Raw genomic sequence first — 17,825 nt, 5'->3', positions numbered from 1 at the left:
AAAAAAGGAGTTGTTTTCATGAGTTCCATGCGTTATGCCTTGCTTTCTTTATTGGCGCGCGAGCCTCTCAGCGGTTACGATATCAAGCAGCACATGAACAATCGACTGGGGCCTTTTTGGAAAGTGGGCAGCAATCAGGTGTATCCGGAATTGTCTAAAATGGAAGGGGAGGGCTTGGTAAAGCTTCAAGGGGTCGAACAGCATACGTATCGCCCCGCCCGGAAATTGTATGAGATCACCGAAGCCGGACGAGAGGCATTAATACAGTGGACGATAGAGCCTATGGAGCTTGAACATAGTGTCCGTGATGATTTTCTGCTCAAGGCTTACAATTCCTGGCTCGTAGAGCCCGGGCAAATGGCCGTTCGAATTGCGGAAATGAAGAAGCAGCATGAAGAGAGGTTAGCCGCCTATTTGGACAAAGTGAAGGAGCTCACCCCATTGCTTGAAACGTCCGGCAGCAGCCATGATCCGATTGCCTCCAGCATCTCGGTCGTTGAATTCGGTATTCAATATGAACGTCTATATATCGAATGGTGCGATAAATTAATGAGCAAACTTTAAAGTCAAGCAGCCAGGGAGGGCAATTCGAAGCGACCCGTATTCTATTTGTCTCTCCCCAGGAATACAATCACTTGTACAAGTATGCTTCAGGGGGTATGCGTTCGTGAGCATGTTCATCTCTTATATCCTCTTAGGGTTGTCTTTATCGGCTCCAATCGGGCCGATTAACGCCGCACAGCTGGACAAAGGAGCGAGATACGGTTTTCTTCACGCATGGCTTGTCGGGGTTGGCGCTATGGCAGCGGACGCCGTGTACATGCTGGTTGTTTACCTGGGTCTCGCTCATTTGCTCACGACGCCTTTCATGAAGACGTTCTTGTGGAGCTTTGGCTGCTTTGTACTTGTGTATACGGGGATTGAGAGCTTGCTGCATAGCAGAGGGGGCCTCGCCGCGAACGCGGCCAAGGACGAAGCGCTTTCGAAGTCTTTGATCTCGGGCTTTCTGATGGCGCTGTCGAATCCGCTCAATATTTTATTTTGGCTCGGCATTTATGGATCCATCCTGGCCCAAACCGTGGAGTCTTACGGCGTGGGTAAAGTATGGATCTATAGTCTGGGCATATTTATCGGGATCTTGCTGTGGGATTTGATTATGGCTGGTATTGCAAGCACCCTGTACAAGGTTGGAAGCAGGAAGATCCTGCCTTGGGTCTCCGGACTGGCCGGTATATCCCTGATCGGCTTTGGCTTCTATTTCGGCTATCAGGCCTTTAAGGCGTTATTTTTGTAAATACGGGACATTCACCTGGTTCCCCTCCTCATCATACACATATCACGTACACGATGAAGGAGGATATTTCACATGTCAGAGCTATACACGAGAAGCTGGCTGGAGAAGCACCGGTTTGAATTCAGGGCATGGCAGCAGGACGCTTTTCGGCAATTCGCCGCGATGATTCACGATGATTCGAATACTTACCCCTGTATTCCCGGAAGACAAGGGTTTGTATCCGATCATCTGCGATTCGGCTTTGTCGAAGACCCTGCCTCCCAAACCGCTCCCCAGGACCTTGCCGCTTTGCTTAAGCAATACGGACGATGCTCAAGAGAAACCGGCCGCTATGCCTCTCTGGTCGTATTTTTCAATACCTCCTCTGCCGGGTGGACCGGTTGCCCGGTTGAAGCTTACGAAGAGCTGTTCTGGGCTCTATTGAGCGGGGTAAGCCGACTCGACGATCAGGTATGGCCGGATGACATTTCATCCGATCCCTCCCACCCTTCCTGGGAATTTTGCTTTGACGGAAATCCTTATTTCGCCTTTTGTGCAACGCCCGCCCATGCTATACGCAAAAGCAGGCATTTTCCCTACCTGCTGCTCGCTTTTCAGCCCCGCTGGGTATTTGAGAAAATGAACAATTCCACGCATTTCGGCCAAAGCATGAAGAAAGCGATCAGGAGCCGTTTGGAACAATACGACGGAATCCCGGCGCATCCTTCCTTAAAGTGGTACGGCCAGGAGGACAATCTGGAGTGGAAGCAATATTTTTTGCACGATCATAACCGTATCCCCTCCCGCTGCCCTTTTACAAGGATGAAGCGCGCGGTTCATAATTTGCTTTCTTAAACCGACCCGATGCCGTACTTCCGCTTAGCTTCTTGTTTTCTCCACTTTAACCTCATGAACAGTGTGACAACGGCAATTATCACGACTACTAGCAGGCTGACCCAAAATCCCGGTCTGCTCGATGCTTCAGCAAGCGTCCCCGAGACAGCCGCACCGATAAGCAGGAGAGCGCTGAAGGACTTTATTTTATCCCCGGTCGTAAGCTTCACCACTCTGGGAGCCGAGATCAATATAAAGCACCAGGTATACAAGAGCACCAGCCCTGATGCTGTTGCGATATGCTCGAAGATATGCTTAGGTGTCCATAACGCCAAAAGGACGGATGCCGCCAATCCTGCTGCGGTTAAACCTAGGGCGGGATAGGGCATTCTCCGGTTTCCCTTCCTGCCGGAGAAGCATTGGGGAGCATCCCCATCCTCTGCGAGCGTGACCAGCATAAGCGTAACCCCATACAAAGAAGCAACCATCGTAGAAAATCCGGCGATGATGAGCACCGCGTTAAACCCATGCACCAGGACATGGAAGCCTAAGCTTCTTAAGCCTGAAATAAACGGACTCTCCTGCTGCTGCAGCTGCTCGAGCGGAACAAGAACAAGCAGCAGAACCATGGACGTCATATAGAGGACGGTCACGATGAGAAGCATCACCCTGCCGGACTTCATCACGTGATGAGGTTCACGCAATCCCGCTGCCATCAGTCCCATCACTTCAATTCCTCCAAAAGCGTAAAATACATAAATGAGGCCCGTCCACATGCCCTTGAAACCCGGAGAAAACCATTCGTCCAGACTTGCAGGAAGCTTCGACCCTGAATGACTCATACCGGACCTTCCCAGCCAAACGGACAAGGCAACGAAGATGAATAAGACGAGGGCGGAAAGTTTGAGAATGGCCAGCACATCCTCTGTTTTTTCAAAGCCTCCGGCTCCCCGTATCACCACCGTGAGGCCAAGCGCCGCATAGACGGATGTCAAGATCCAGAGCGGAATCTGAGGAAACCAAAACTGCGAAAATAGGGATAGCGCTGTCAAAGAGCTTCCGGATAGAAGCATCTCGGATGACCAGTAAATCCAGCCGCTGCTAAATCCGGCCCAGCGCCCGTAGGCTTGCTTGGCATAGGTACGAAAGGAGCCTTGCTCCGGATAGGCGGCCGTCATTTTAGCCAAAGTCGCAAAAACAAAAGAGGTGCCTAGAGCTGCAAGAACAAACAAAATCAGCACGGTAAAGCCGCTTTTTTGTATGGCGATGCCGGAGCCCAGGAAAAATCCGGTACCGATCGTGCACCCTGTTCCGAGTAAAGATAAATGCCACCATGTGAGATGTCCTTGCCGTGTTCTCATGATTCCGCCTCCCTGCCTGTTTCTAATGACCCGCGACTCGCCAATACCGAAAGAACCCTTCAAAGCTTACTTTGAAAGGTTCTTTGGCCTGGAGCAACGATATGAGGTTACACGAGATAGGGCGAAGGGGCATAGCTTTGCTGCAACTGTGCCATATCCTGCTGAGTCAGCTGTGGAACTTGATAAAAGTGTCTTTTATTTTGATACAAAAACAGCTCGTACCCCATTTCAATAAAATTAGGCACGCTATCCGCCATCATACGCCGAAGCACCGGATTTGTAATCTCCAGGGAGGCCATCGCAAGCAGGGAGGCCGTAGATTTAACAAGCCCCAGCATATAAGCGGAAATGCCTTGATCGCTGATTTCCCGGATCGACATCATCGGTTTTCTCGGCGCCGTCTTCACTAAGCCATAGATCACTTGATTATTTTGATCCATGTTATAAGTCTGTGTGGGATGTGACGGTTTCTTGCCTGTGGCGAAGGCTTCTACGGTAATGTTGTACAAGTCGGTAATGAATTGGTGCTGATGATACAGGATCCGCTTGAGCTCCTGGTCTTGAATGAACTGCTCAAAGATGACATATTGGTCCAGCAAACTAATGAAGCTCGATAAAATTTCATGCGAATCAAACATTTCATGGCCGCCATGATTCATGGAAGACATCGGAGCTGCGCCTGGTTGTGAATACGGGTTTTGCATACGGGTTGATTACCTCCTTGGATGTGTGGAATACCCCTTTACGGTTGGTCATTTTTATTCAAATTATGCAACAGGAATTGGCATGCCCCGTCTGTTGAATAAGTTGATAGGAGGTTAGATAAACTGATAGGGCAGTTCATGAACAGGAGGTATTATGACCCAACAACGGATCATCCATCATTTTACGATTCCTGCAAAACAAGGACGCAGCTTTACCCTCAAGAAGGGACAGACGGTGAAGGTGATTGACGCAGACGGTCAGCAGGTGGCAGATTTTGTCGCCTATCATGCCAATCATCTACAGGAACGGCTGGATCCGGGTGTCACCATGGATGCGCTGCGCACGATGAATGTTCGACCGCACGATGTTTTGTACTCCAACATGTACAGGCCCATGCTTACTGTGCTGGAGGATACCGTCGGCAAGCATGATTTGCTCAATCCCGCATGCCGCCCGGAAATGTACGGGTTTTTATATAACAAACCTGAACACGAAAGCTGCTATCACAATTTAAATACCGCGCTTGCCGAATTCGGCATCCCTCAGCCGGATCAGCACTACTCGTTTAACATGTTCATGAATACGGTGATTGATGATTCAGGTCGTATTCAAGTCAAAACCCCTTTATCCGCGGCCGGCGATTACATGATGCTAAGAGCAGAAACGGATCTCATTGCGGCTATTTCCGCCTGCCCTTGCGAGGAAAGCAACTGTAACGGTTATCACTGTACCCCGATTCGCGTGGAGATCGGGGAACGGTGAACAAAGTCGGGCCTTCCCGCTTATGCCAAAAAACCTATGGATGCCATAACGATAGGTTCTTCCCGCTTTCCATCGGCGGTCTACCTTTCAAGCTTCAGCACGTGACCGCTGTTGCGGCGGACCAGCTCGGCCACCTTCTCGTATTCGGCTTCATCGACATGGGCGCTCAGCACATACCGCAGCTCCCGGTCGTCCTCCCCGCCGCGGTCGCGTCCGGGCTCGTCCAACGCATGAAAGCCGACGAACGCCCCAGGCGCTCCTTCACCGGGATGCCCTGTCGACAGCCCGGACGAGCCGGCAACTCCGACGCTCCCCGAGCCGACTGTCGCCGATAATGGCATCAGCAGGACATCCCGCCCCGGCGTGTCGCCTACAGCTCCCACTTCAATCTGATCCGCCCGGTGCGCCTGAAGCAAAATTCGAACGTGTTCAGCCTCATCTTCGGTTTGAAAATAAGCTTGCAGCCGCTTGCTCATTCAACATCGCTCCTTTGACCAAATTAGGGCCTCTCCTCTCTTTTTCCCTAATTTGTCCAAAACTACGCATGCCGTGAAGCGATTTCGCCGTATGAGCACCCTATGGTAAACTTATATTTATGAAAACACGATACGTTAGGTTTATCGCCGCTTATGTGCTGCTATTCGCCGCCTCCGCTTACGTCAGCTGGAATCGCGAGCCCGAACGGCTGATGACGGACGTCAGCCGCCTGCAGTCCCGCCAGGTGCAGCGCATCCTGCCGGCAGGAGATACGGCAAGCCTGCAGCAGGCTGTCCGCGAGGCTGCCGGGCTCGGGCTGCCCGTGTCGATAGCGGGAGCCCGTCACAGTCAGGGCGGCCATACGTTCTACGATCATGCGGTTGTCCTCGACATGCGCGGGTATAACCGCATCCTCGGCCTCGACCGCGAGCGCGGACTCGTACGCGTCCAGAGCGGCGCTACGTGGGCGGACGTACAAAACTACTTGAACCCGTACGACTTGTCCGTCCTCGTCATGCAGTCGTCCAACATCTTTACCGTCGGCGGTTCGCTCAGCTCCAACGTGCACGGCCGCGACGTCCGGTTCGGGCCGGTCATCGAGACCGTGGACAGCTTCCGCCTGTTGACCGCGGACGGCGCGATCCGGAACGTCAGCCGCAGCGAGAACGCCGAGCTGTTCCGCCACGCGATCGGCGGCTTCGGTCTGTTCGGCGTCATCCTGGACGTCGACCTGCGGGTCACCGACAACCCGATTTACCGCGTCCGCACCGACTTCACCGATTACCGGTCCTTCCCGGGCTGGTTCGTCCGTGAAGTGCTGGCTAAGCCGGAGAAGGAGCTTGCGATTGCAAGGCTGTCCGTCTCGCCGGACAGCCTGCTCGAGGAGATGTATGTGACCACTTACAGCCGGACGGAAGCGCAGCGTACGCCGGAGCTGCTCCAGCTGTCCGAGGAGCGGAACGTCGAGCGCAACAAGTTCTTGTTCGGCTTGTCGCGCAAGTGGGACTGGGGCAAGCGGTTCAGCTGGGCGGTGCAGAAGGCGTACTACACCCGGAGCGAGGAAGGCGGGCTGCTGTCGCGCAACAATGCCATGCGTCCGGAGGTGGAGTTTCTGGAGCATGCGTCTTCGCGCGACTCGGACATTTTGCAGGAATATTTCATCCCTAGCGCGCGCTTCCCGGCTTTCATCGATGACGTGCGGCGCATCGTCCGCGAGAACCGGGTCAATCTGCTGAATGCGACTGTCAGGTACATGCCGCGCAGCGAGGAGGCGGCCCTATCGTATGCGGCGCAGGAAGGATTCGCCGTCGTGCTGCTGATCAACCAGAAGCTGTCGGCGGCCGGCGTCGCCCAGGCCGAAGCCGCCACCAAGCGGCTGGTCGAGGCTGCGCTCGCGCAGGGCGGCACGTATTATTTGACGTACCAGCTGTATCCGACCCCCGAGCAAATGAGGCGGGCGTATCCGGAGGCGGATTCGTTCCTCGCCGTTAAGCGGAAATATGACCCGAATGGGCTGTTTATGAATTTATTTTACGAAAGGTATGCGGGTGATCCGAGTGGAAGCGAATCGAAACGATAATGGGAACGCGCAGGCGGTTGCACCGACTCCGATGCGGCTGCTCATCGCTTCGCAAAGCGCGGCGTTGTTCGGGAGCGGCCTCGTCTTCCCGTTTTACTTGATCTTCATTAAAGAGATCGGCGCCGGCTTTACGGAATATGCGCTGGCCTATGGCCTGTTCACGATCTGCTCCTCCCTGCTGCACACCCGGCTCGGCGCCTGGTCCGACCGGTGCGGGCGAAAGGCGCTGCTGCTGTGGAGCGGCTGGGGGATGGCCGCGCTGTTCCTGCTGTTTCCCTTGGTGACGTGGATTGGCCAGGTGTACGTGCTGCAGGTGCTGATGGGCCTGTTCGGCGCCATGCAGAAAACCGGGGAAAAGGCGCTTATCGCCGACCTGACCGACCGCTCGGGCCAGCAAGAAGGCGGCGGAAGCCGGGGCCGGACGATCGGCCGGTACCACGGCTATGTCGGCCTGTTCTCGGGGCTTGCGGTGATCGCGGGCGGCTTCCTGATCGATCTGTTCACGATCGATCTTATCTTCTACATCGGCTCGCTGTGGATGTTCGTCAGCGGCCTGCTGCTGCTTCGAATGCGTGAGCCTCGTTAGCCCTCCGCAGGCGCACGCGGGTACGCTGCCGATGCCGACTTGAACCGAATAGATGCCGGTCTATCCGGTATAAAGTGAAGTCCGCAGGCGCACGCTAACCTCGGAGGTGATCAACCATGTCCGGAAGAAACAGCAAACCGAAAAACAATGGCCCGGCGAGCAGCCCGAGCCGTTTGGACCAATTCGGCGACAAGCTGGCGGAGGATACCGTATCCCGCGATGCGAACGCCTGCGAGCCGAGACGTAAATAAACCTTCTTTTTTCCGCCTTACGCGCCGCAAAACCGTCCCTCCGGGACGGTTTTTTTGCTGCCGGGCAGCCTTTCTGGATGGGATTAACATGGACATACCGCCGCACGGCTACTATAGTTAAAGGATAAGACAGGCATGCAATGTCTGGCAAAAAAGGAGCAACCGCCTTGATACTACGATGCATAAAAATGGGGCTGGTCGCATTGATGACGCTGGCCTTCACCCTTCCCGCAGCTTCCCTGTCAACCGTTTCGGCCGCTCAAGGATTTAAAGATACGAACCGTCATTGGGGGGCGCTGGCGATCGAATGCGCCGCCGGTCAAGGGATCGTCGACGGCTACGAAGACGGCACATTCCGTCCCGATAACATCGTGTCCGAGCCGGAATTTCTCGCGATGCTGCTGCGCGCCTATCCTTCCCCGATCGGATCGGCCGAAATCGGGCAAGCCTGGTACGAGCCTTACTATGTCTTTGCCGCCAGCCGGCACTGGTCCTTATTGAATAATCCCGACCGCAACCGGTATAACCGCGGGTATGTCGCCCGCTTGATCGCTTCTACCCAGCAGGGGACGCTCGACTTGAACGCGTCCGTTCAATATTTGCTCGACGCCGGCCTCTCGCAAGGCAAGACAGCGGCTACCGTCGAAGGCTACCGCGCGGCGGAACCGTTATCCCGTGCCGAAGCCGTCCAGTTCATCATGAACCTGAGATCGAAAGTAACGGAGCTGAAGGCGGCGCAGGCATCCTCCGTAAAGGATAAAGCGCGCGAGGCATCCGTATCCGTGCGCGGAATCGCGATTGGCGATACGGCGGGGCAAGTGACGGCAAGGCTCGGGCAGCCCGCCCGCCAAGACGCTTCGGAGTACGGCTTCACCTGGTATGTGTATAACCAGGACTACAGCAATTACATTCAGGTTGGTATCGCCGGTGGGAAGGTCGTCGCCTTGTACTCCCCTTCCGATAACTGGCACACCGATCTGGGCATTCAAGATGGCGCTGCCCAAAGTACGGTGCACAAGCAATACGGCAGCCCGCTCACCTATATTTTGAAAGGCAACACGCGCTTCATGCTGAATAACGCCAAGGGCGAATACGATACCTACGACATCGACGGCGCTTACGTCACGTTCTTCTATGACGTCCACCGCAACGACATCGTGACCGGCGTGCAGGTGATCGGCCAGGCGACCGAGCTGGCTATGGCCGCCTTCTACGCCGGGAAGAGCGCTGCGCTCGTGCAGGCGTTCGAGCGTCAATCGTTCGATCTGGCCAATGCGGCTCGGGCCAAGCTCGGGTATGACGCGTTCGTCTGGTCGGACGCCGCCTCCGCCACCGCCCGCAAGCACAGCCAGGATATGGCCGACCGCGGCTACTTCGATCATACGAACCGCAGCGGATTGAGCCCGTTCGATCGGATGGAGAACGACGGCATCGCCTACCGTGCCGCCGCCGAGAATATCGCCGCCGGTCAGACGAGCGCCATCTTCGCCCACCACGGCTGGATGAACTCCGAGGGCCACCGCAAAAACTTGCTTAGCGATATCAAGAGGCTGGGCGTCGGCGTCGCGTTCGGCGGTCCGATGAACATTTACTATACGCAAAATTTCTTCACGCCGTAATCCGGTCACGCCCAAAAAGCGCCGCTCCAAAGGAGGGCGCTTTTTTGGGGGCGGCGACGGGCCCCCTTATGTTGACATCGCATTGTGTTACCTATAGCCCGCTCTTCTCCATAAATTCGAACAGAAACGACTGTCCGTTCCGATAGAAGCGCGGATCGTACACGCCGAGCCGCTTCTCGTCGTCCACGACGACGACGAAGGGCGACCACTCCTGCAGCGTCTTCGCCTTCGGATTCGTCTCGAAAAGCTGTGTCAGATCGGCCGTTTCTTGCGAATGAAGCTGCGTTTGCGTCGTCACGCCTGTCCACCATGTGCCGCGGGCCAAATCGACGGTCGCCCCCGACTTCCCGATGACGGTGAAGACGCCGGGAATAAAATCGGCCGACAGCGCCACCTGTTCGTAACGCTCAGACGCTTGCTGGTACAGCATATACCCCTGCGCCGACTGCAAAGCCACATGCAGCACCATCAGCAGCCAGACGAAGCGGTACACGCGGTGTGCGGGGCCGCCGGCTCCTTGTCGCCGCCGGCGCCGGTAACGAACCACCAGCCAGCCGCCGAGCATCAGCGCCCAAAACGTCAGATCCACGATCGGAATCGTGCCGAACGTAACGCGTTCCGCCGAGAACGGCTCCAAATAGCCGGTGCCCCAAGCATTGAACAAATCGCTCGTCGCGCCATAACCCTACTTGTTGATTTTTAACTAATTCATTTTATAAACGAAATACTTGATGCTGTTATTGAAGAAACGAATTTAACGAATTTTTGTGTTACATCAGTTACCCACTTCTGATTAGGGCCATTCACCTTAAAATCCCGCTGCAGCAGGTTCTCAGCTATCCTCCCGTCTGATACAGCTGCTTTATAACTCGTCCGATGGATCTTTCGACGAATAATTGCCTTGATACCAAGCTCTTGCATAAGGCGTAGTACCTTCTTGTGATTGACAATAAGATCGTGCTGACGGTACAGTTCGTCTTGTATACGACGGTAACCCAGAATCTTATTTCGCTCTTCATAAATCGCTTTGATTTTACGCTTTAACTCGCCGTCCCGATCTTCCTTTTTACGCTTCAAGAAGGCGTAGTAACCGCTTCTATTTATATTTAGATATGTACACAAGTCCTTTTACTTCTTGCATTCTTTAGTTCGTCAATGACTGTGTATCGGCTCTGCAACCCTCCCGATTCAAGATGTGTAACCACTTTTTTAGAACATCTACCTCCAATTGGAGACGTCGAATTTCACGTTCTTGCTCCGTCTCTATTCGGTGTGGATCTCCACGTCTATCCTCTATGGCGACCTCTCCACCTACGTGATACTTTCTCACCCAAACCCTGACCCGATACCAATCCTGGATGTCTAGATGTTCTGCTATCTTTCTATAGCTCCAACCATCTTCCTCATGTAACCTTACGGCTTCCATTTTTAGAGATTCAGGATAATGTTTAAACTTTTGACCCTTCTTAGCTGGAATAAAAAATGCCCCCCCTATAATTCATCGGATTAACCAGGGGTTTTTCCAATGTTCATTATAAGGGGTGCACTTCATCGCATCTGCAAGGGCTTTTTTTGGCATACGTCGCCTGTTTTCTAGCTGTTTACAAACTGTTCACAATATAATTCATTGAATACCGGAGAGGCTCCGCTTTGATTGGTGGAGTTGGCCAGGATGCCGAATTTATTGTGCAGCAAATCAATGAGCATGAGAAATAACGAAGCTGGTCCCTGCAAATTGCAGGGATCTTTGTTTGAACGGTGGCCATCCGATGAATTTAGGCCACCTTGGATAGACGAGCGATATTTTTTGTTTCTAATTATAACATTGAAATAATCGTTTGACTGTATTAAACATCGGAAGTATAATAATTTCATATTCAAATGATTGTTAGATTGTTGAATTACTAAAAAATCGCCCGAGCGATAAATAGCCTAAGCATTGATACATACTGGAGGTACATACTATGGCAACTTGTGATCTTGTTTCACTTTCCCCTTCAACCAATAGTCGACCAAACCCAATCCTGTTTATCCACGGCGCTTTTCATGGCTCTTGGGCTTGGGAGTATTTGGAGGACCATTCGGCCCCAGCTGGCGTTCTGCTCGCTTCGGCACCACCGGGTGGCACGCGAAAAACACTGTGAAAACCGCCGTTCGCAATCCTGGCAAGATGATGAAGTCATTGATCACAGGCCGAGTGAATCTCTATAATAACGAAACCTGAGCGGTTCAGGCATTCTTTTCAGCAAACATGCCCCAAGAACAGGTCAGGCGGTACGTCAGCTCCTTGCAAGATGAGTCGTTACGGGCCTTTATGGACATGGCACGATTCCCGGTCCAGCGACAAGGTCAAGACCCCCATGCTTGTGCTCGGCGCAGCAAACGACTTCCTCATTGACAGCCATGAGCTTGAACAGACGGCTCGCGCGTACGGTACAAATCCGGAGGTTTTCGCGAATATGGCACACGATATGATGTTGGATGGCTGAATGGCAGCGTGTAGCATATCGAATGGTTGAATGGCTAACCGCACTAAACCTTTGATAAATATTGATATTTAATCAAATAATTATTTGGATATAAGAACATGTAGATTAAAGAAATATACAAATGGATGGAGTAAATCACAATGTCACTCACATTAATTCTTTCCGCTATTGGCACATTCATCGTGACAAACATTGACGACATTTTTGTGCTGATGATCTTTTTCGCACAGATCGAGAAAGCGCGGCACGCACAAGTTGTTCTAGGGCAATATCTGGGGTTCGGATTGCTGGTTGTACTAAGCTTACTGGGGGCTTTCGGCTTTACATTTTTGCCGACCGAGTGGGCCGGTTTTCTTGGGTTGATACCCATTTATCTCGGTATCCGAATGTTCCTCAAAAAAAAGGAAGAAGATGAGGCGGAAGAGGCGCTTGAGAAATTGGGCGATCTAAAGTCACAACCTTCAAAGAACCGTTTGTTTGGACCACTAACCGGTAAGGTCGCTGCGATTACCTTTGCCAACGGCGGGGATAACCTGGGCATATACATCCCGTATTTTACGACCCAGGGGAACGCGTCACTTTTATACATCGCGATTATGTTCCTTTTGATGGTCGCGGTATGGTGTTTCCTTGCGTATCGGCTGGCAAGCTTCCCGGCCATTCTAAGGATTCTGCAAAAGTACGGAAGTGTCATTGTTCCACTGGTGTTTATCGCATTAGGTATTTCAATCATGCTGCACGGTGATTCATTTGCATATCTCATGAGGCTGTTTGGGTAACGTTAAGGAAAATCGAAATCACGAACTGGAGGGAAACACAATGGTAGTAGGTGACGCTAGCCAGCACACTCAGTTGTTGGTGATCGGCGGTGGTTCTGGGGGTTATGTTGCAGCTATACGAGCCGCGCAGCTTGGCAAGAAAGTGTTGCTGGTGGAAAAATCGGAACTCGGCGGTGTATGTCTCAATTGCGGCTGTGTGCCGTCCAAAGCGTTGATTTCAGCGGCGCATCGGTATGAACAAATGCTGGAAAGCGGCATATCCGGGTTAAAAGCGACAGGCGTTGAGTTTGATTTTTCACAGATTCAGCAGTGGAAACAGTCGAAAGTGGTGAATCGCCTCAAAACGGGTATCCAATCCTTGCTTAAAAAGCATGAAATCTCGGTCTTCAAAGGAGAGGCGCTTTTCATTAATGATCGGGAAGCTCGTCTCTATAATGAACAAGAATCGCTCCGATACCAATTTGACCACTGTATTGTTGCAGTCGGATCGCGTCCAATTGAATTAAAAGCATTCCCGTATGGGAACCGAATTTTGTCCTCCACCGAGGCACTGAGCCTTACTGAAATCCCTAAACGAATGGTCGTCATCGGCGGCGGCTATATCGGCATCGAACTGGGTCAAATGTACGCTAAGTTCGGCACCAAAGTGACCATTTTGGAAGGTTCACCGTCGATTCTGCCCGGATTCGAGAGTGAAATTAGCCGTATTGTGCGAAAAAATCTTGATTCCCTTGGTGTTACGGTGTACACGAACGCCATGGCTCAATCCGCACAACAGTCGACTGATGAAATCGCGGTTACCTTTACGGTGGATCAGGCAGAACAACAAGTGACGGCCGATTACGTTCTTGTGACAGTAGGACGCCGTCCCAATACCGATGGCGAATTCGGTCTTGACCGTATTGGAGTAAAAATTGGCGACAGGGGACTGGTTGAAGTCGATCAACAAGGGCGAACATCTATTCCTCACATTTATGCGATTGGTGATATCATCCCTGGCCCTGCACTGGCGCATAAAGCCTCATACGAAGGAAAAGTGGTTGCCGAAGCAATAGCTGGCCAGCCAAGCGCCTTCGACTATCAAGCGATTCCGGCGGTTGTGTTTTCCGATCTGGAAATTGCCTCCGTAGGACTTAGCGAACCTGAAGCCAAGGAGAAGGGATACGACATCATGGTTGGCAAGTTTCCGTTTGCGGCAAATGCGCGTGCTCTCTCTTTGAGTGCGTCCGAGGGATTCGTCAAGCTGGTAGGCGATAAGAAAACAGGGCTCATACCTTGGCGGGCAAATCGTAGGCACAAACGCGTCTGATCTGATTCCGGAAATTGCCTTGGCGAGCGAAATGGGAACGACCATCGAAGACCTGGCCCTTACCATCCATGCGCATCCGACACTTGGGGAACTATCAGCTGAAGCTGCAGAGGTGGCTCTCGGCCATCCCATTCATATTTGAGGATTTTCCCTTTGACAAAACAATGGCATAGGAATATTATGATAATCAAATAATTGTTAGATTGAGGTGATTTGATGAAGAACCAAGATACATGCGAGATCTTTTGTTATGACGAGCATAAGGTCAATCGGGTTAAGGAAAAGCTAAGCAAAAATGATTTTCAGGATATGGCTCAAATATTTAAGGTGCTTGCGGACCATACGCGGCTAAAGGTTGCCTATGCACTGTGCGATGAGGATGAGTTATGCGTCTGCGATGTGGCCAATATCATCGGCTCCACCATGGCGACGGCTTCCCATCATTTACGGCTGCTACGGAACATGGGGATTGCCAAGTATCGGAAAGAAGGAAAGCTTGTTTTCTATTCATTGGAGGATGAGCAGCTCAAACAAATGATAAGGCTCGCCATTGAGCATCAAAAGGAGGTTGTTGACGTTGAGTAAAGTGGCTGAACCATTAGAGAACAAAAACGTATACCGCGTTGAAGGATTCACATGCGCGAATTGTGCCGGAAAGTTTGAAAATAATGTGAAGCAGCTTCCGGGAGTTCGGGATGCCAAAGTGAATTTTGGTGCTTCTAAAATTGCTGTTTATGGCGATGCCACAATTCAAGAACTGGAGAAAGCCGGTGCGTTTGAAAATCTAAAAGTGACCCCCGTAAAACCGATGCGGGAAGCTAAACAAGAGGTACACAAAGGCACGAAAGAACCATTTTATAAAAAGCACAGCACGTTATTGAATGCAGTCTTAATAATCGTTTTCGGTTATCTTTCTCAATATGTAAATGGAGAAGAAAACCTGATCACTTCTCTGTTATTTGCAGCTTCCATTGTGATCGGGGGATTCTCGCTCTTTAAAGTTGGTTTTCAGAACTTGATGCGATTTGAATTTGATATGAAGACGCTCATGACTGTGGCCATTATCGGAGCTGCGATTATTGGGGAATGGGCGGAAGGTGCGATAATTGTTATTCTCTTTGCAATCAGTGAAGCGTTAGAACGATTCTCCATGGACCGGGCAAGACAATCCATTCGTTCGTTAATGGACATCGCACCAAAAGAAGCACTTGTTAGACGAAATGGGCAAGAAATGGTGGTCAATGTCGATGACATCACCGTTGGCGATATCATGATTGTCAAACCCGGTCAAAAGATTGCCATGGACGGTGTGGTTGTCAGTGGCAACTCTGCCGTCAATCAGGCAGCGATTACCGGTGAGTCCGTTCCCGTTGGCAAAACGATTGATGATGACGTTTTTGCCGGAACTTTAAATGAAGAAGGCTTGCTTGAAGTCAAAGTAACTAAGCTGGTCGATGATACGACCATTGCAAAGATTATTCACTTGGTTGAGGAAGCTCAGGGAGAACGTGCCCCATCGCAAGCGTTTGTCGATAAGTTTGCTAAATACTACACACCGATCATTATGGTGGTTGCCGCTTTAGTTGCGGTTATTCCTCCGCTTTTCTTTGATGGCAGTTGGGCCACCTGGGTTTATCAAGGATTATCTGTTCTTGTTGTTGGTTGTCCTTGTGCACTCGTTATTTCCACGCCGATTTCCATTGTGTCAGCGATCGGAAATGCAGCAAAAAATGGCGTTCTTGTGAAAGGCGGTATTTACCTCGAAGAAATGGGTGCCTTAAAGGCCATTGCATTTGATAAAACCGGTACGCTCACAAAAGGGGTACCGGTTGTAACGGATTTCAACGTGTTTAGCAAGAAGACAAATGAAACCGAGTTGTTGTCGATCATCACAGCTTTAGAGTATCGTTCCCAACATCCGCTTGCTTCGGCCATCATGAGAAAAGCAGAAGAAGCGAATATTTCTTATTCTGACGTCATGGTTGCTGATTTTTCTTCCATCACCGGTAAAGGAATTAAGGGTACGGTAAACGGAACAAGCTATTATATTGGTAATCCCAAACTCTTTAAAGAATTAGCTACTGCTCATTTTAGTAACGAACAAGAGCAACTGGTTACCACACTGCAAAACAAAGGCAAAACGGCTATGGTCGTCGGAACGGACAAAGAAATTCTCGCGGTTATTGCGGTAGCCGATGAAGTGCGTGAATCCAGTAAGGAAATCATTCAAAAGTTACATCAACTTGGCATCAAAAAAACCATTATGCTCACCGGTGATAACAAGGGTACTGCAAATGCGATCGCCGGACATGTTGGCGTATCGGATGTTCAGGCTGAACTGATGCCGCAGGATAAATTAGACTTTATTAAACAGTTGAGAGCCGATTACGGCAACGTAGCCATGGTTGGCGATGGTGTCAATGATGCGCCTGCACTAGCGGCTTCTACAGTTGGGATCGCCATGGGTGGAGCCGGTACAGATACCGCACTGGAAACGGCAGACGTTGCTTTAATGGGGGACGATCTAAGAAAACTTCCATTCGCGATAAAACTAAGCCGCAAAGCTTTAAATATCATCAAGCAAAACATCACCTTTGCACTTGCTATTAAATTGATTGCTTTACTGCTCGTCATCCCGGGTTGGTTAACGCTTTGGATTGCCATCCTTTCCGATATGGGGGCAACGCTCCTGGTTGCGTTAAACGGTCTACGACTAATGAGAGTCAAAGAATAAAGGAAAAGGCTAGAACATTCATGTTGAGTTAGGGGTGATACCCCTGACTCTTTACTTTGAAAGGAAGTGTGTTGTGCTTCGTTACTATGTTGTGGCCATTATCGCCTTTGCCGTTGATCAATTGATCAAATGGAGTGTTGCGACTTATATGGATATCGGTCAAAAGATACCGCTGATTCCGGGTTTTATCCAACTGACATCCATTCGAAATCGGGGTGCCGCGTTTGGTATCTTGCAAAACCAGCGGCTGTTTTTTATCTTGGTGACTGCCATCGTGCTTATTGGTATTATCATCTACTTGCGCAAAATCTATCGCGGGAAAAAATTCCTCGCTTATGCATTAGTGCTGATTTTTGGAGGGGCATTGGGTAATTTTGTAGATCGCTCTCTGCATGGCGAAGTCGTGGACATGCTTGAGTTAACATTTATCAATTATCCGGTATTTAACATGGCGGATGTCTTCATCACGACAGGGGTTATTATGGTCATGATTGACACGCTCCGGGCATCCAGAGCGGATAAGGCATCGAGTCAGAGCTTGCAGGAGTAGATCGGGGTGGTTGTGCTGAATTGGGGCAGTTTGCTTTATGTATTTCTGGCGGCGGCCGCCAATGTGATCGGCGGTCTCGTTTTTGTGTTAAAACGTGATTGGTCGCGTAGCGGTCTGAATGCTTTGATGGCTTTAAGCGCAAGACTTTTGATCGCTATCGCCATTTTGGATTTTATTCCGGAATCTTTGGAGCATGATTCCTCAAGCCCGATTTTCATCCTGATCGGTGTACTGGCGATTTACTTTTTCCAGCAATATGTCGCCGGTCATTTTCACTTCGGCGAGGAAACGCATGCTTCACAGCACGAAAAAAGTACGGCAGTCGGCGCGATGACCGGTATGCTCATCCACACATTTTTTGACGGGTTGTCGATCGCAGCCAGTTTTGAGGTCGATTTTCGTTTGGGAATTACGGTCTTTATTGCCGTGCTTCTTCACAAAATACCAGACGGACTCACGATTTCATCCATTATTTTTATTCGTAAGCGTCAAACCCAGCAAACCTGTTCATAGGAAG

The 17,825-nt window shown here is 51.0% G+C and carries 19 protein-coding genes and 1 pseudogene; 14 read left to right on the top strand and 6 right to left on the bottom strand.

Annotation, left to right across the window (positions count from 1 at the left end; genetic code table 11):
• Positions 1–18: 18 nt before the first annotated feature.
• The 3 genes from FKP33_RS21850 to FKP33_RS21840 all read left to right on the top strand — a co-directional run bounded on the left by FKP33_RS21850 (position 19) and on the right by FKP33_RS21840 (position 2,128).
• The gene (locus tag FKP33_RS21850; protein WP_054798060.1) at positions 19–564 is read left to right on the top strand and encodes a PadR family transcriptional regulator; all 546 of its coding nucleotides are present in this window, start codon (positions 19–21) and stop codon (positions 562–564) included.
• A gap of 103 nt (positions 565–667) precedes the next feature.
• Positions 668–1,294, top strand: coding sequence for a LysE family transporter (locus FKP33_RS21845; protein WP_141336361.1), 627 nt, complete (start codon positions 668–670; stop codon positions 1,292–1,294).
• A gap of 72 nt (positions 1,295–1,366) precedes the next feature.
• The gene (locus tag FKP33_RS21840; RefSeq protein WP_141336360.1) at positions 1,367–2,128 is read left to right on the top strand and encodes a YqcI/YcgG family protein; all 762 of its coding nucleotides are present in this window, start codon (positions 1,367–1,369) and stop codon (positions 2,126–2,128) included.
• Here FKP33_RS21840 and FKP33_RS21835 read toward each other — a convergent pair.
• Positions 2,125–3,468, bottom strand: coding sequence for an amino acid permease (locus FKP33_RS21835; protein ID WP_141336359.1), 1,344 nt, complete (start codon positions 3,466–3,468; stop codon positions 2,125–2,127). The two genes, FKP33_RS21840 and FKP33_RS21835, sit on opposite strands and share 4 nt — an antisense overlap.
• Positions 3,469–3,575: 107 nt before the next feature.
• Positions 3,576–4,172 (bottom strand): spore coat protein, encoded by a 597-nt coding sequence (locus FKP33_RS21830; RefSeq protein WP_054798059.1) that lies wholly within the window; start codon positions 4,170–4,172, stop codon positions 3,576–3,578.
• A 154-nt stretch (positions 4,173–4,326) separates the two neighbouring features.
• Here FKP33_RS21830 and FKP33_RS21825 point away from each other — a divergent pair, with 154 nt between their 5' ends.
• Positions 4,327–4,935, top strand: a complete 609-nt coding sequence (locus FKP33_RS21825; RefSeq protein ID WP_141336358.1) for a DUF1989 domain-containing protein — start codon at positions 4,327–4,329, stop codon at positions 4,933–4,935.
• An 80-nt stretch (positions 4,936–5,015) separates the two neighbouring features.
• On the opposite strand, the gene FKP33_RS21820 is transcribed toward FKP33_RS21825, so the two are convergent.
• A complete protein-coding gene (locus FKP33_RS21820) occupies positions 5,016–5,411 on the bottom strand; it encodes a hypothetical protein (protein WP_054798057.1) in 396 nt (131 codons plus the stop codon).
• A gap of 119 nt (positions 5,412–5,530) precedes the next feature.
• Between FKP33_RS21820 and FKP33_RS21815 the strand changes: the two genes are divergently transcribed.
• From FKP33_RS21815 to FKP33_RS21805, 4 genes are all read left to right on the top strand, one after another.
• Positions 5,531–6,991: an FAD-binding oxidoreductase gene (locus FKP33_RS21815; protein ID WP_141336357.1), complete on the top strand. Its 1,461-nt coding sequence runs from the start codon at positions 5,531–5,533 to the stop codon at positions 6,989–6,991.
• Positions 6,969–7,577: an MFS transporter gene (locus FKP33_RS21810; RefSeq protein WP_258313522.1), complete on the top strand. Its 609-nt coding sequence runs from the start codon at positions 6,969–6,971 to the stop codon at positions 7,575–7,577. The genes FKP33_RS21815 and FKP33_RS21810 overlap by 23 nt, the downstream gene beginning before the upstream one ends.
• A 116-nt stretch (positions 7,578–7,693) precedes the next feature.
• Positions 7,694–7,828: a hypothetical protein gene (locus tag FKP33_RS27820; RefSeq protein ID WP_258313521.1), complete on the top strand. Its 135-nt coding sequence runs from the start codon at positions 7,694–7,696 to the stop codon at positions 7,826–7,828.
• A gap of 167 nt (positions 7,829–7,995) precedes the next feature.
• Positions 7,996–9,447: a CAP-associated domain-containing protein gene (locus tag FKP33_RS21805; RefSeq protein ID WP_258313520.1), complete on the top strand. Its 1,452-nt coding sequence runs from the start codon at positions 7,996–7,998 to the stop codon at positions 9,445–9,447.
• A gap of 91 nt (positions 9,448–9,538) precedes the next feature.
• Here FKP33_RS21805 and FKP33_RS21800 read toward each other — a convergent pair whose 3' ends face one another.
• The 3 genes from FKP33_RS21800 to FKP33_RS21790 form a co-directional block, all read right to left on the bottom strand.
• Positions 9,539–10,111 (bottom strand): metal-dependent hydrolase, encoded by a 573-nt coding sequence (locus FKP33_RS21800; RefSeq protein ID WP_258313519.1) that lies wholly within the window; start codon positions 10,109–10,111, stop codon positions 9,539–9,541.
• A 44-nt stretch (positions 10,112–10,155) separates the two neighbouring features.
• Positions 10,156–10,524, bottom strand: coding sequence for an IS3 family transposase (locus FKP33_RS21795; protein ID WP_181410237.1), 369 nt, complete (start codon positions 10,522–10,524; stop codon positions 10,156–10,158).
• A 67-nt stretch (positions 10,525–10,591) separates the two neighbouring features.
• A complete protein-coding gene (locus tag FKP33_RS21790) occupies positions 10,592–10,924 on the bottom strand; it encodes a helix-turn-helix domain-containing protein (RefSeq protein WP_373423936.1) in 333 nt (110 codons plus the stop codon).
• A gap of 1,152 nt (positions 10,925–12,076) precedes the next feature.
• On the opposite strand from FKP33_RS21790, the gene FKP33_RS21780 reads away from it, so the two are divergent.
• The 6 genes and pseudogenes from FKP33_RS21780 to FKP33_RS21755 all read left to right on the top strand — a co-directional run bounded on the left by FKP33_RS21780 (position 12,077) and on the right by FKP33_RS21755 (position 17,821).
• Positions 12,077–12,715: a cadmium resistance transporter gene (locus FKP33_RS21780; protein WP_141336352.1), complete on the top strand. Its 639-nt coding sequence runs from the start codon at positions 12,077–12,079 to the stop codon at positions 12,713–12,715.
• 40 nt (positions 12,716–12,755) lie between these two features.
• Positions 12,756–14,166: pseudogene (lpdA, locus tag FKP33_RS21775) on the top strand (dihydrolipoyl dehydrogenase).
• A 74-nt stretch (positions 14,167–14,240) separates the two neighbouring features.
• On the top strand, positions 14,241–14,609 hold the full coding sequence (locus tag FKP33_RS21770) for an ArsR/SmtB family transcription factor (RefSeq protein ID WP_141336351.1): 369 nt from the start codon (positions 14,241–14,243) through the stop codon (positions 14,607–14,609).
• Positions 14,602–16,758 (top strand): heavy metal translocating P-type ATPase, encoded by a 2,157-nt coding sequence (locus FKP33_RS21765; RefSeq protein WP_141336350.1) that lies wholly within the window; start codon positions 14,602–14,604, stop codon positions 16,756–16,758. Before FKP33_RS21770 ends, FKP33_RS21765 begins: the two co-directional genes overlap by 8 nt.
• Before the next feature lie 73 nt (positions 16,759–16,831).
• Positions 16,832–17,308: a signal peptidase II gene (lspA, locus tag FKP33_RS21760; RefSeq protein WP_141336349.1), complete on the top strand. Its 477-nt coding sequence runs from the start codon at positions 16,832–16,834 to the stop codon at positions 17,306–17,308.
• Between the two features lie 6 nt (positions 17,309–17,314).
• Complete coding sequence (locus tag FKP33_RS21755) at positions 17,315–17,821, top strand: ZIP family metal transporter (RefSeq protein WP_258313518.1); 507 nt, start codon at positions 17,315–17,317, stop codon at positions 17,819–17,821.
• Positions 17,822–17,825: the final 4 nt, after the last annotated feature.

It is taken from the genome of Paenibacillus sp. tmac-D7 (assembly GCF_006519665.1).
In the GTDB taxonomy this organism is placed as follows: Bacteria; Bacillota; Bacilli; order Paenibacillales; family NBRC-103111; genus Paenibacillus_G; species Paenibacillus_G validus.
This window is presented reverse-complemented; position numbering and strand designations above follow the sequence as displayed.

Excerpts from the sequence above, each read along its gene's own strand:
- FKP33_RS21820 (WP_054798057.1), bottom strand. The coding sequence starts at position 5,411 with ATGAGCAAGCGGCTGCAAGCTTATTTTCAAACCGAAGATGAGGCTGAA.
- FKP33_RS21825 (WP_141336358.1), top strand. The coding sequence starts at position 4,327 with ATGACCCAACAACGGATCATCCATCATTTTACGATTCCTGCAAAACAA.
- FKP33_RS21850 (WP_054798060.1), top strand. The coding sequence starts at position 19 with ATGAGTTCCATGCGTTATGCCTTGCTTTCTTTATTGGCGCGCGAGCCT.
- FKP33_RS21815 (WP_141336357.1), top strand. The coding sequence starts at position 5,531 with ATGAAAACACGATACGTTAGGTTTATCGCCGCTTATGTGCTGCTATTC.
- FKP33_RS27820 (WP_258313521.1), top strand. The coding sequence starts at position 7,694 with ATGTCCGGAAGAAACAGCAAACCGAAAAACAATGGCCCGGCGAGCAGC.
- FKP33_RS21830 (WP_054798059.1), bottom strand. The coding sequence starts at position 4,172 with ATGCAAAACCCGTATTCACAACCAGGCGCAGCTCCGATGTCTTCCATG.
- FKP33_RS21835 (WP_141336359.1), bottom strand. The coding sequence starts at position 3,468 with ATGAGAACACGGCAAGGACATCTCACATGGTGGCATTTATCTTTACTC.
- FKP33_RS21770 (WP_141336351.1), top strand. The coding sequence starts at position 14,241 with ATGAAGAACCAAGATACATGCGAGATCTTTTGTTATGACGAGCATAAG.
- FKP33_RS21840 (WP_141336360.1), top strand. The coding sequence starts at position 1,367 with ATGTCAGAGCTATACACGAGAAGCTGGCTGGAGAAGCACCGGTTTGAA.
- FKP33_RS21780 (WP_141336352.1), top strand. The coding sequence starts at position 12,077 with ATGTCACTCACATTAATTCTTTCCGCTATTGGCACATTCATCGTGACA.